This is a genomic window from Streptomyces sp. RLA012 (assembly GCF_056270325.1).
Window position 1 is genome coordinate 3282147 of sequence record NZ_JBWDPA010000002.1, and the last position, 13451, is coordinate 3295597.

6 protein-coding genes are annotated in these 13451 nt (G+C 72.0%); 2 read left to right on the forward strand and 4 right to left on the reverse strand.

The features are described 5' to 3' along the window. Window positions 1–26: 26 nt before the first annotated feature. On the reverse strand, window positions 27–1721 hold the full coding sequence (locus tag RV986_RS14870) for an extracellular solute-binding protein (RefSeq protein ID WP_475917864.1): 1695 nt from the start codon (window positions 1719–1721) through the stop codon (window positions 27–29). Between the two features lie 365 nt (window positions 1722–2086). Between RV986_RS14870 and RV986_RS14875 the strand changes: the two genes are divergently transcribed. Then, window positions 2087–4954 carry a glycoside hydrolase family 3 C-terminal domain-containing protein gene (locus RV986_RS14875; RefSeq protein WP_475917865.1) on the forward strand — a complete coding sequence of 956 codons (2868 nt, stop codon included), beginning with the start codon at window positions 2087–2089 and terminating at the stop codon, window positions 4952–4954. 105 nt (window positions 4955–5059) lie between these two features. Here the strand turns inward: RV986_RS14875 and RV986_RS14880 are convergent, their stop codons facing one another. From RV986_RS14880 to RV986_RS14890, 3 genes are all read right to left on the reverse strand, one after another. Then, the gene (locus RV986_RS14880) at window positions 5060–6505 is read right to left on the reverse strand and encodes an aldehyde dehydrogenase family protein (protein ID WP_475917866.1); all 1446 of its coding nucleotides are present in this window, start codon (window positions 6503–6505) and stop codon (window positions 5060–5062) included. Window positions 6506–7333: 828 nt separating this feature from the next. Further along, window positions 7334–8995, reverse strand: coding sequence for a PucR family transcriptional regulator (locus tag RV986_RS14885; protein ID WP_475917867.1), 1662 nt, complete (start codon window positions 8993–8995; stop codon window positions 7334–7336). Between the two features lie 196 nt (window positions 8996–9191). Beyond that, a complete protein-coding gene (locus tag RV986_RS14890; protein ID WP_475917868.1) occupies window positions 9192–11645 on the reverse strand; it encodes an ATP/GTP-binding protein in 2454 nt (817 codons plus the stop codon). 322 nt (window positions 11646–11967) lie between these two features. Between RV986_RS14890 and gabT the strand changes: the two genes are divergently transcribed. After that, a complete protein-coding gene (gabT, locus tag RV986_RS14895) occupies window positions 11968–13302 on the forward strand; it encodes a 4-aminobutyrate--2-oxoglutarate transaminase (protein ID WP_475917869.1) in 1335 nt (444 codons plus the stop codon). Window positions 13303–13451 lie beyond the last annotated feature (149 nt).

Here is a 13451-nt window from a genome sequence, read left to right on the forward strand (position 1 = left end):
GGTCTTCTCCTTGCCTCAGCCCCGGGTCACTTGGCCGTGGAACCGTTGTCGTCGAGCAGCTTCTTGTACCAGTCGCGCAGCCCGTCGCCGCCCTTGCTCTTCCAGTCGGACACCGCCTGCTGCACGTCGCTGACCTTCTTGCGGCCGCGTACGACGTCGTCCTCCAGCTGCTCGAAGTCGTCGGCGAGGTTGGCCCAGCGGTTCGGCTCGGTGACGGTCAGGCCGAAGAAGGAGGACTTCTTGGTGAAGGCGCCCATGCGCTGCTGCCACTCGACCATTCCCTTGGTGACGTCGGGAAGGTCGGGGTGGGCGATGAACGGGGCCGGGTCACCGGTGAGGTCGAAGGCGCCGTTGACCTCGTTCACACCCTTGGCGCTCTTGGTGGGCAGGCCCTTCTTCAGGTCGTAGTCGGTGCCCTCGACACCGTAGTTCGTGAGCGTCCACTCCTTGGTGCCGTACGGTGCCGCACAGAAGTTGGCGACCGCGAGAAGGTCCTTGATCTGCTGCGTGGACGCCTTCTTGCTGACGAAGGTGAAGATGTTCGCGGGCTGCACCGCCCACAGGGTCGGGTCGCCGCCGTCGGGTCCGAAGATGTCGAACGCGGCCATGTCGAAGTCCGCGTTCTGGGTGAGCTGCTCGGACATCTTGCCCCACCAGGAGGACAGGTTCTGGTTGTAGACGAGCACCTGGCCCGCGGTGAAGCGGTTGCCCGCGTCGCCCCCGGCCTTGCCGGACACCGCGTCCGGGTGGACCGTGCCCGCCGCGTACAGCTTCCGGGTCCACTCCAGGGCTTCGAGGTACTCGTCGGTCTCGACGCGGTTGACCAGCTTGCCGTCCTGGAGGTTCCACCACAGTGCCTTGTCGCTGCCCGAGAGCACACCGAAGATGTTGAGCGCCGTCCACTTCATGTCGTCGCAGGCCCAGACCTTCGACTTGGCGGCGGTGGCCTCCTTGGCCCAGGACAGGAACTCGTCGGGGCTCTTGGGGACGCTGTAGCCCTTCTCCTCGAAGATGTCCCTGCGGTACATCGGCGCGATGTCGGTGACATACGAGGAGGGCATCGGTATCGCGCGCAGCTGGCCGCCGAAGAGGGAACGCTGCCAGGCGTCGGTGGGGACGGCCGCCAGGTTCGGGTAGTCCTTGACCTTGTCTCCGGAGAGATACGGGCCGAGGTCGGCGAACTTGGCGTTGATGGCGCTGGGGATCTTGCCCATCAGGTTCCAGCCGGGCACCACCACGACGTCGGGGATGTCGCTGGAGGCGAGGATCGCGCCGAGCTTCTGGTCGTAGGTGACGCCGTCCTGGTTCTGCCAGCTGACCTCGACACCGATGGCCTTGTTCATGGCCTGGTAGTACGCGTTGTCGCCGGAGGGCGGGGTGCCCCAGAACGGGGCCATGATCTTGAGCTTGCCGCCGCTGCCGAGCGTCTTGGCCACCGAGGTCTTCTGGTCGGCCGTCGCGATCGCCTTGGTGAAGCCGGCTGCCGAACCGTTCTTCGCCGGGATGTCCGGCGTCACCACACTCGACGCCACGAAGGCCGGAAGGAGCTTCTGGGCGGCCTTCCCGGAGGTGGTGCCCTCCTTGCGGCCCTCCTGCGAACCGCCGCAGGCGGCGAGCAGCGGCATCCCGCCCGCGACCGCCGCGGCGGCGACCGCCGTGGAGGCGAGGAAGCTCCGCCGGCTGGGAGCGGAGGAGGCGGAGGTGGCGGAGTTCGGCGTCATTGCGTCAACCCTTCGTGGCGCACAGCAGGACACCCGGCGGTGGAGCCGTCGGCTGCGGTGTCTTGAGTGGAACTGGCTGAGCTGAAGCGGTCCCTCGGAGGACTGTGGCCCCCGAGGAGGGCGATCCTGTCAGTCGAAGCGCTTCGATGTTGCTGCGAGGTTAAGTGAACACCTGGGGGTGCACAAGAGCCGATTCCAAGATTCCTCGGAGGTATGGAGGACTGGACCGGCCTCATCACGTGCTTGAAATGCCAATGAGGAAACGGAGTTGTTGCGTCGAGGTGTCTTGACACCCGCCCCCCGGGCGACTGAGCATCGAAGCGCTTCGAAAGCGCCCTGCCGCTCCCTCGCAAAAGGATCACCACGTGACCGCACAAACGCCGCCTACGCCGCCTTTTCGCGATCCGCAGCTGCCGTTCGCGAAGCGCATCGACGATCTGCTGGCGCGGCTCACGCTCGACGAACGCATCGCGTTCCTGCACCAGTTCGCGCCCGCCGTGGAGCGGCTCGGGGTGGCCGCTTTCCGCACCGGCCAGGAGGCCCTGCACGGTGTGGCCTGGATGGGCCCGGCGACGGTCTTCCCCCAGGCCGTGGGTCTCGGCGCGACCTGGGACGACGATCTCGTGCGCCGCGTCGGCGAGGCGGTCTCGGCCGAGGTCCGCGCGATGCGCGCCCGCGACGGCCGGGTGGGCCTCAACGTCTGGTCCCCCACGGTCAATCTGCTGCGCCACCCGCTGTGGGGCCGCAACGAGGAGGGCTACTCGGAGGACCCGAAGCTCACCTCCGCCATCGCGACGGCGTACACCCGCGGTCTGCGCGGCGACCACCCCGACCGCTGGCGCACGGCCCCGGTCCTCAAGCACTGGCTCGCCCACAACAACGAGACGGACAGGGACACCACCTCCTCCTCGGTCCGCCCGCGCGTCCTGCACGAGTACGACCTGCGGGCCTTCCGGGAGACCGTCGAGGCGGGCGCGGTGGCGGGCGTGATGCCCGCGTACAACCTGGTCAACGGCCGCCCCAACCACATCTCCCCCTATCTGCGGGAGCAGCTGCGCACCTGGACGGACCAGGAGCTCCTGGTCTGCTCGGACGCGGGCGCCCCGTCCAATCTGGTCGACTCCGAGCACTACTTCGACACCCACGAGGAGGCGACCGCGGCCGCGGTCCTCGCCGGGGTCGACAGCTTCACGGACCACGGCACGGACAGTTCGAAGATCGTGGCGCGGGTCCGGAAGGCCTTGGAACAGGGCCTGTTGAGCGAGGCCGACATCGACGCGGCGGTCCGCCGCCAGCTCTCGGTCCGCCTCCGGCTCGGCGAGTTCGACCCGCGGCCGGACCCCTACGCCGACGCCTCGGACTTCGACACCCCGGCCCACCGCGCGCTCGCCCAGGAGGCGGCCGAGCAGGCGATCGTCCTGCTCAAGAACGACGGACTGCTGCCGCTGCGCCCGGGCGTCCGCGTCGCGGTCGTGGGCCTCCTCGCCGACGAGTGCAAACTCGACTGGTACAGCGGCACGCTCATCCACCGCTCCACACCGCTGGAGGGCCTGTACGAGCGTTTCGGCGCCGAGTACGTCGACTTCGCCGAGGGCGTGGACCGCGTACGCCTCAGGACCTCGGCCGGTACGTATCTGTCGGTGCCCCCGGCCGAGGACATGTCCGACGAGGTGCGGGGCGCCGAGGGCGCCCTGGACCCGGCCCTGCTCGCGGGCCGTACCGACCTCCCGCCCCTGACCGCCGACGCCACCGGTGCCGGTGCCGGCACCGAGCTCGCGCTGATCGACTGGGGCGAGGGCGTCCTGACGCTCCGGGCCCCCGACGGCCGCTACCTCTCGGTCGCCGAGGACGGCTACCTCCGCGCCTCCGCCGACCAGCCCGGCGGCTGGGTCGTCCAGGAGACGTTCCGCCTCGAACCTGCGGAATCCCGCTCCGGATCCCATGGGAGCGGCCACCTCCTGAGGCACGTCGGGACGGGTGGGCACATCTCTGTCGCCGCCGACGGCGTGAAGGTTGCCGACGAATCCCCGGAGATCTTCGAGCTGGAGTTCACCGAGCGCGGCGAGGACGCGGTGGCCCGCGTGGCGGGCGCGGCCGACGTCGTCGTGGTCGTCGCGGGCAACGACCCGCACATCAACGGCCGCGAAACGGAGGACCGCACCACCCTGCGGCTCCCCGCCCACCAGGAACGTCTGCTGCGCGCCGCCCGCGCCGCGAACCCGCACACCGCCCTTGCCCTGGTCTCCGCCTACCCCTACGCCGTGGACCCCGCCGACCTCCCGGCCGTCCTGTGGACCGCCCACGGCGGCCAGGCGGCGGGCACGGCCCTGGCTCGGGTCCTGGCCGGCGACGTCTCCCCCGCGGGCCGCCTCCCCCAGACCTGGTACGCCTCCGACGCGGACCTGCCCGACCTGCTCGACTACGACGTGATCGGCGGCCGCCAGACGTATCTGTACTTCGAGGGCACACCTCTGTTCCCGTTCGGCCACGGCCTCGCGTACACGACGTTCGCGTACGAGGAGCTGGAGGTCACCGAGGCGCAGGCCGCGCTGAAGGTCTCCTTCACGGTCACCAACACGGGCGAGGCACCCGCGGACGAGGTGGCCCAGCTCTACGCGCGCGCCGTGCACCCGTCGGTGCCACGCCCCCGCCGCGAACTGCTGGCACACCGCCGCTTCCGGCTCGCCCCCGGCGCCTCGAAGCAGCTGACCTTCGAACTCCCCCTCTCGGCGCTGGAGTTCTGGGACGTGGCGGTCGGCCGGCCCCGCCTGGAGCCGGGCGCGTACGAACTCCTCGCGGGCGCGTCGAGCGAGGACATCCGTCTGCGCACCACGATCGACCTCGCCGGCGAGCCCGCCACGCCCCGCCGGGTACGCGAACTGGGGCTGAACGCGGTCGACTTCGACGAACAGCGGGACATCGAGATCGTCGACCGTACGAAGGTGTCGGGCGACGCGGTGACGGCGGTGGCCGACGCCACGGGCGAACTCATCTACCGCGCCTGCGACTTCGGAAGCGGTGTCACCCGGATCACCGTCGAGGCGGCGGGCGAGGGTGCCGTGGAGGTGTCACTGGACGGGGGCCCGGCACTCGCGGTCGTCACCGTGAGCGGAACCGGCGGCCCCTACGACTACACCACCACCGCGACCGGGTTCGCCGCCGCCGACGTACACGACCTCCACCTCGGACTGCGCGGCCCACTGCGGCTCGCGCGGGTCGACTTCTCCGGTTGAAGGGGGTCGCGGAGGGCGCCGTACACGACAACGGCCGGAGCCCCCGCGCAGTGGGTTCCGGCCGCCGGCTGTCTTGTTCTCGTTCTCGGGTGTACTCGGCAGTCCTTAGAGCGCGAGGCCCGTCAGGACGAGGACACGCTCGTAGGTGTAGTCGTCCATCGCGAACTTGACGCCCTCGCGGCCGACGCCGGACTGCTTCACACCGCCGTACGGCATCTGGTCGGCACGGTAGGACGGCACGTCGCCTACGACCACGCCGCCGACCTCCAGTGCGCGGTGGGCGCGGAAGGCGGACTGCAGGTCGTGGGTGAACACGCCCGCCTGGAGGCCGTACTTGGAGTCGTTGGCGGCGGCGAAGGCCGCCGCCTCCCCGTCCACCTTCCGTACGGTGAGGACGGGTCCGAAGACCTCCTCGCAGGAGATGGTCGCCTCGGCCGGTACGTCGGTGAGCACGGTCGGCGCGTAGGAGGCACCGTCGCGCTTGCCGCCGGTGAGGAGGGTGGCGCCGGACCGGACGGCCTCGTCGACCCAGGACTCCACGCGCTGGGCGGCGTCCTCGCTGACCAGCGGGCCGACGTCCGTCTTGTCGTCGGCCGGGTCACCGGTGACCTGGGCCTCGATGGCGGCGACGATGCGCGGCAGCAGCCGGTCGTACACGGACGCGTCGGCGATCACGCGCTGCACGGAGATGCAGGACTGGCCGCCCTGGTAGTTGGAGAACGTCGCGATACGGGTCGCGGCCCAGTCCAGGTCCTCGTCGCTCGCCCAGTCGGCGAGGACGACGGCCGCGCCGTTGCCGCCGAGCTCCAGGGTGCAGTGCTTGCGCGGCACCGAGTCCATGATCGCGTAACCGACCTTCTCGGACCCCGTGAAGGAGACGACCGGGAGCCGCTCGTCCTGGACGAGGGCTGGCATCCGGTCGTTGGAGACCGGGAGGATCGACCAGGAGCCGGCCGGCAGGTCCGTCTCGGCGAGCAGGTCACCGATGATCAGGCCCGACAGCGGGGTCGCGGGCGCCGGCTTCAGGATGATCGGCGCGCCGGCGGCGATGGCCGGGGCGATCTTGTGGGCGCACAGGTTGAGGGGGAAGTTGAAGGGCGCGATGCCGAGGACGACGCCCTTGGGGAAACGGCGGGTGAGGGCCAGGCGGCCCTGGCCGCCGGGGTCGGTGTCGAGGCGCTGGGCCTCGCCGCCGTTGAAGCGGCGGGCCTCCTCGGCGGCGAAGCGGAACACCGACACCGCGCGGCCGACCTCGCCGCGGGCCCACTTGATCGGCTTGCCGTTCTCGGCGGAGATGAGCTGTGCGATCTCCTCGGTGCGCTCGGCCAGGCGCTTGCTGACGTGGTCGAGGGCGGCGGCGCGTATGTGGGCGGGGGTGGCGGCGAACTCGTCCCGTACGGCGTGTGCGGCGGCGACGGCCTCTTCGACCTGTGCCTCGGTCGGCACGCTGACCTGCCCGACGACCCGGCCGTCCCACGGCGAGGTCACATCGAAGGTGGTCTCACCGGTGGCCTGGCGGCCGGCGAGCCAGAAGGCGTGGGTGGAAGTCATGTCGAGTCCCGGCCCTTCCGAGGTTGAGGTGTCCCATGAGGTGTCCCATGAGGTGTCCTTGGCTTTCGTGGTCCACGGTAGGGCCGGGGGGACGGAAGGTCGTTTGTCCGGGACGTACCAGTGCCGGGTCGTTGCACTCCGCTTTGGCACGATCGGGCGGAGCCCCGGTTTCCTCGCCCCCGCCGCCCCTACCCTCCCCCAAGCTCTCGGCTTCGCTCGAGCAGGGGGGACCCCCATCATCCCCAACCTGGGGGCTCCGCCCCCAGACCCCCGAGCTGGATGGTGGGGGCCGGGGGTGGGTGGGACATGGCCCTCGGCCTCGTCCTCACACACCGGACAGACCGGGTGACGCGGTCCCGCGCCCCGTCAGGGACACGGGGAACTGCGCGACCAGCCCCCACCGGCAGTCAGCCGAAGCACTCCGGACGGCCGGAGAACCCGGGGCACAGCCCCGGCCTCAGGGGCGCGGGGAACCGCGCGAGCAACCCCCACCCACCCGCAGCCAAGCAAACCCGGACGGACGGGGAACCCGGGGCACAGCCCCGGTCCCAGGGGCGCGGGGAACTGCGCGACCAGCCCCCACCGGCAGTCAGCCGAAGCACTCCGGACGGTCGGAGAACCCGGGGCACAGCCCCGGCCTCAGGGGCGCGGGGAACTGCGCGACCAGCCCCCACCGGCAGTCAGCCGAAGCACTCCGGACGGCCGGAGAACCCGGGGCGCAGCCCCGGTCCCAGGGGCGCGGGGAACTGCGCGACCAGCCCCCACCGGCCCGCGGCCAAGGCGCTGGGCCCCGGGTCAGGGCACGGTCGTGGGTGGAGGAACCCCCGGCTACTCCCCCGCCGCCGCCGTCGCCTTCAGCGCCAGCCACAGCTCCATTCGGACATCGGGGTCGTCGAGGGAGCGTCCGAGGATCTCCTCGACACGTCGCATCCGGTAGCGCAGGGTGTGCCGGTGCACACCCAGGTCGGCTGCGGCGGCGTCCCACTGCCCGTGCCGGGACAGCCACGCCCGCAGCGAGGCGACCAGATCCCCCCGCCCGGTGGCGTCGTGCTCGTGCAGCGCGCGCAGCAACCCGTCCGCGAACGCCCGCACCGCGTCGTCGGCGAGCAGCGGCAGCACGGACCCCGCGGCCAGCTCCTCGTGCTCGACCAGCGACCGCCCCCGCCGCCGGGCCACGGACAGGGCCTGTTCGGCCTGCTTGTAGGCGGCGGCCGCGGCGATCGGCCCGGCGGGGGCCGACAACCCGACGACCAGCTCGTCCTCGTCACCGCCCGGCTGTTCCCGCGCAGCGATCCGCGCGGCGTCCAGGACGGCCGCGTACTCCCCGCACGCGGTCACCGCCGCACCCCCGTCCACGGCGAGCACGACCAGCCGCTCCCCGTCGGGTACGACGAGCACGGCCTCCCCGGACCGCGCGGCGGCGGACTCCACGATCTCGGCGAGCCCGCCGAGCGGGTCGCCGTTCGTCGTGTCCGGCACCGCGACCGGGGTCTTGGACGGCTTCGCGGCGGCCACGCGCGCGTGCCCGCCGGCGTGCGCCCGGGCCGCCGACGCGGACGCCGACTCGGCGAGGATGAGCCGGAAGGGCGCGTCGAGCAGCTCCCCGTACAGGTCTCCGGCCACGGTCCGCGCGTGCTCGGGCTGCCCGGCGAGGAGCATGCGCACCACCGCCGCCCCGATGCGCTGTTCGGCGGCGTGCAGCGAGCGTGAGCGTTCGGTGGTGAGGGTCAGCAGCGCGATCGCGGAGTGCACGGCGTAGCGCTCGGCGGTGCCGAGGGCGGCGGCCGTGCCGACGGCGAGCGCGGCGCGGGGGCGGCGCCCGGTGCCGAGGGAGTGCAGTTCGACGCGGTCCTCGCCGCCCACGACGGAGCTGGCGGGCGCGGGGCGCTCCCGCAGCCGTTCCACGTCGGGGGTGAGCCGTGCCGCCCGCCGCCCGGCCCACTCAGGGGCGGTGGCGACGACGGCGCCGGAAGCGTCGTACAGGGCCGCCCAGCCGTCCACCTGGGCGGCGAGTGCGGACAGCAGGCCTTCGGGGCCGTCGTTCAGGGCTTGTTTGGTCAGCTCGCGCTGCGCGGCGAAGCCCGCCGTCACGGCCCGGTACTGGTCCGCGGCGATCGCGGCCGACACCGCCTTGCTGATGGCCAGGAAGGGGGTGCGGCGGGGGACTTCCAGGAGCGGCAGGCCCTCTTCCTCCGCCGCGTCGACCAGGGCCTTGGGGATCTCGTCGTAGTTGACCCCGATGGCGAAGCCGAGTCCGACGACCCCCGCTCCCACCAGCCGCTTCACATAGCGCCGCATGACGTCCGGGTCCTCGGCGTCCAGTGTGAGCGCGGTGATCAGCAGCAGTTCCCCGCCCTCCATGTACGCGACGGGGTCGGCGAGCTCGCTGACGTGGGCCCAGCGGACGGGCACGTCGAGACGGTCCTCGCCCGCCCGCACGGTCAGTTTGAGCGCGGAGTGGTGGACGAGCGAGGCGAGCGTGGGGGGCATGGGACCTTCAGGTCTTCACAGGATCTTCGGTGGTCACGGGATCTTCGACGGTCACGGGCAGTGTGATCTCTTGTGTGATCTTGGCCGCAACGTATGAACGACCTATGTCGATTCTGCCTCACCGTACGGTCAGCCCGTGACCTTATGTCCAGACGTCCTGGTCAGCCTCCACGCCCCCGCGGAGACTCTCGGAGGTTCAGCTCCGTAGATCCAGCAGCAGCGGTGGCGCGTGCTCACCGTCCACCGTGGTCAGCGAGAGCACCGCGTGCCCCGGCGGCACCCCGTGTGCCAGTTCCGAGGCCGACCACCGCTCCCGCTCGACCTGTCGTATGGTCACGGCGTCCGTGGTGACGGCCTTGCCGGTCACCAGCTTGCGCAGGGCGTGGATGGCCCGGGTCATCGGCTGGTCCGCGAAGACGGTGTGCTTGGCCACATCGCGGGTCTCCACCCACTCCGTGCCCCACGCGTGGGCGAAGCGGCTGCCGTCCCAGGTCGTGACGCCGGAGAACGCCATCCGGCAGCCCACCGCCCCGTACAGCGGTCCGTGCAGCGCCTCGGGGATGTCGCCGATCGTGCGCAGGGCGAGCACCACGCCCGCGTTCTGGGAGCGGAGGCGCTGGATGCGGCGTACCGAGTCCGTGGTCAGCGTTCCGGTGGCGTCGTCGAGGACCAGGCAGGCGAAGTGCGGGCGCTGCGCGCCGCGTACGACGGCGGTGAACTGGGCGAGCACCAGCCGGGTGAGCAGCCGGGCGGCCTCCTCGTGTCCGTGCTCGGGCAGGTCGATCCGCACCCGCAGCGGATGGTGGGCCACCGCGCGCAGCGAGAACGGGCGGGTGGAGCCGCCCGCGCCGAAGAAGTCGGCGAAGGCCGGCCGGTCCAGGAGCGCGAGCCGGTCGGCGAGCGCCGGGCCCGCGTCGGCCGGGCTGCCGGCCTGCCGCATGCGCGCCTCCAGTTCGCGGCGCATCGCGGCGTGCTCCGGGCGCGACAGGGCTTCGCGCAGGGCGGTCAGGGCCGCGGGCACGCCTTCCAGGAGTTCCCGCAGGGCGGACATGGGCGGAAACGTGCCGTACGCGGCCCGATAGGGGCCGAGGAGTTGGGCGAGCGCGGTGGTGGCCCGCTGACCGGCCACGGCGTCGAGGTCCCCGACCAGGCCTTCGGCGAGGAAGGAGGCCGCTTCGTCGGGGTCGTCGGAGTCCGCGTAGAGATCGAGGTCGTGGACGGAGGCGGGGTCACCGATCCGTACCACGACGTCGAACGCCGAGTCCGGGCCGAGCGGCGTACCGGCGGCGGCGACCGCGACGACGGCGCACTCCCCGGTGAGCGCCTGCAGGGCGAGCGACTCGACGACGGGCCCGACCAGGTGCCGGGTCTTCCCGGAGCCGGAGGGCCCGACGGCGAGGAGTGAGGTGCCCAGGGCGTCCGGGCCGAGGGCCGCGCCCCCGCCGTCGTAGGCGTCCGGGGTACGGTCACCGGCCGCCCACCGCCCGATGCGTACCTGTCCTACGAGCACGTCGTGCGGTGCGGTGCGCGCAGGCAGGTCCCGGGCCCCGGAGGGATGGGTCCAGGCCGCCCCGCCCCGGCGCAGCACGGTGTCGGTGAAGGCGGCCAGGCGCGTGGCGTCCCACTTCGCCGTGGACCAGGCGCGCCGCACCCGGGCGCAGTCCACGTCGTTCATCCGGCCGCCGAGCACTTCGGCGGTGAGCAGGTCCGCCGCCTCGTGCTGTCCGGCGTCCCGGAGTTCGGGCCACTGGGCGGGCGGCAGCTCCGGTGCGAACTTCGCGGCTCCGGATCCCTCTGCCTCATTGCGCGCGGCCCGGGCGGCGAGCCACTCCCTGGCGTACCTGCGCCATGCGCCCATCCGGGCGAACGGCCACACGACGAGCAGGGTGATCAGGGTGTAGAGCCCGTCGGTGACCAGCTGCGACCGGAACAGGTCGTAGCCGCCGGAGACCAGGGCGACGAGGGAGAACAGCGGCGCGACGACCGGCAGGGCGTCCCAGCCGACGCCGGGGAAGGCGTGCGGGAAGACGAACGTCAGCGTGATCAGTGCGCCGAGGGCGGCCAGGACCGCGCGCAGGGGCTGGGCCCGGCCGGTGACGTAGTGGCGGACGACCTCGGGCCAGCTCCCCAGCCGGCCCATGGTGTACACCAGCACGCCGAAGAAGACCCCGTTGTAGACCTCGATGGCCTCCTGCCCCTGCCACACCTTGGGCGAGGTGGTGCCGCTCCACCACCAGTCGTCCGGCGTGAACACCTTCAGCACGACCCACATGTAGGGGACGCTGCCGTGGCGCCACAGCGACCAGACGACCAGCGCCACCACGAGCGGGACCGCGAGCCCGACGATCGTGACCGGAGAGAGCCGCTCCCGCCCCGCCGACGCGCGCGGCGCCCGGTATCCGTACCGCCAGATGCCGGGTCCGGCGGCCGGGCGCGGTGTGTCGAGCCAGTCGGCGACGGTGGGCCGCCGGGGGGCCGCGGCCTGCTCCGGCACGGACGGCAGAGCGGCGGGGCGCGGCGGGGCACCCCTCGGCACGGGGGGTACGCCGGGTGGCGGAGGCGCGGGCGCCGTACCGGGTGGCGGCGGCACGGCGGGTCCCGGCACGGCACCGTGCCCGCCGCGCGCGTCCTGCGTCCCGTCGCTGTCCATCGCCCTGCCCCCTGACCAGCCGCTCCGTGCTTCGTCCGCGAGTCAATCTAGTGCCCCTGCGGGGCGAGTTCACCGTTTACGCGCCCGGTCCCGCGCCGGGCCCAGGCGGGACCGGGGGCGGCCTGGGACCACCGACACCCCGGGCCTCCATGTCCAACACGGACAAGCGAATCCTCCGACAACGCCCACATGGAGCATGCCCACCCGCCACCCCCGGCTCTAGCCTGCGAAGAAAGAAGGCAAGAGTCCGAAAACACCCCCGCCCGGCACACCCCGCCCACCGGGGTACCGTCCGGTTCGCAAGATCATCAGGGAGCCCCTCATGACCGCACTTCCGCAGGAGCGCCGCGTCGTCACCGCCATCCCCGGCCCGAAGTCGCAGGAGCTGCAGGCCCGACGCACCGCCGCGGTGGCGGCCGGGGTGGGTTCGGTACTCCCTGTGTTCACCACGCGCGCCGGCGGCGGCATCATCGAGGACGTCGACGGCAACCGTCTGATCGACTTCGGCTCCGGCATCGCCGTGACGTCCGTGGGCGCGAGCGCCGAGGCCGTCGTACGCCGGGCCTCCGCGCAGCTCCAGGACTTCACCCACACCTGTTTCATGGTCACGCCGTACGAGGGGTACGTCGCCGTCGCCGAGGCGCTGGCCGAGCTGACCCCGGGCGACCACGCCAAGAAGTCGGCCCTCTTCAACTCGGGCGCCGAGGCCGTCGAGAACGCCGTCAAGATCGCCCGTGCGTACACCAAGCGCCAGGCCGTCGTCGTCTTCGACCACGGCTACCACGGCCGCACCAACCTCACGATGGCGCTGACCTCCAAGAACATGCCGTACAAGCACGGCTTCGGTCCGTTCGCGCCCGAGGTCTACCGGGTGCCGGTGGCGTACGGCTACCGCTGGCTGACCGGCCCGCAGAACGCCGGCGCCGAGGCCTCCGCCCAGGCCATCGACATGATCAACAAGCAGATCGGCGCCGACAACGTCGCCGCGATCATCATCGAGCCGGTGCTCGGCGAGGGCGGCTTCATCGAGCCCGCGAAGGGCTTCCTTCCGGCCATCAGCAAGTTCGCGAAGGACAACGGCATCGTCTTCGTGGCGGACGAGATCCAGTCCGGCTTCTGCCGCACCGGCCAGTGGTTCGCGTGCGAGGACGAGGGCATCGTCCCGGACCTGATCACCACCGCCAAGGGCATCGCGGGCGGTCTGCCGCTCGCCGCCGTGACCGGCCGCGCCGAGATCATGGACGCCGCGCACGCGGGCGGCCTGGGCGGTACCTACGGCGGCAACCCGGTGGCCTGCGCGGGTGCGCTCGGCGCGATCGAGACGATGAAGGAACTCGACCTCAACGCCAAGGCGAAGAACATCGAGTCGATCATGAAGGCTCGGCTCGGCGCGATGGCCGAGAAGTTCGACATCGTCGGTGACGTCCGCGGCCGTGGCGGCATGATCGCCATCGAGCTGGTCAAGGACCGGGCCACCAAGGAGCCCAACCCGGAGGCGACCGCCGCGCTCGCCAAGGCCTGCCACCAGGAGGGTCTGCTGGTCCTGACCTGTGGCACCTACGGCAACGTCCTCCGCTTCCTGCCCCCGCTGGTCATCGGCGAGGACCTGCTGAACGAGGGCCTCGACATCATCGAGCAGGCCTTCACCCGCATCTGAAGCCCCACCCGCCCCGTCACCGGGACCCGGCCGACCGCGCACAACGGATTCCGCTTGGTTCCGGTGCTGCGGCGGCGGGGGTCAGAGCGTGTGAAGAACGTGTGCGGGGTGCATGACGGGACGCGATTCCGTCTGTCGGAGCCGTATCC

Excerpts from the sequence above, each read along its gene's own strand:
- RV986_RS14870 (WP_475917864.1), bottom strand. The coding sequence starts at position 1,721 with ATGACGCCGAACTCCGCCACCTCCGCCTCCTCCGCTCCCAGCCGGCGG.
- RV986_RS14880 (WP_475917866.1), bottom strand. The coding sequence starts at position 6,505 with ATGACTTCCACCCACGCCTTCTGGCTCGCCGGCCGCCAGGCCACCGGT.
- RV986_RS14885 (WP_475917867.1), bottom strand. The coding sequence starts at position 8,995 with ATGCCCCCCACGCTCGCCTCGCTCGTCCACCACTCCGCGCTCAAACTG.
- RV986_RS14890 (WP_475917868.1), bottom strand. The coding sequence starts at position 11,645 with ATGGACAGCGACGGGACGCAGGACGCGCGCGGCGGGCACGGTGCCGTG.
- gabT (WP_475917869.1), top strand. The coding sequence starts at position 11,968 with ATGACCGCACTTCCGCAGGAGCGCCGCGTCGTCACCGCCATCCCCGGC.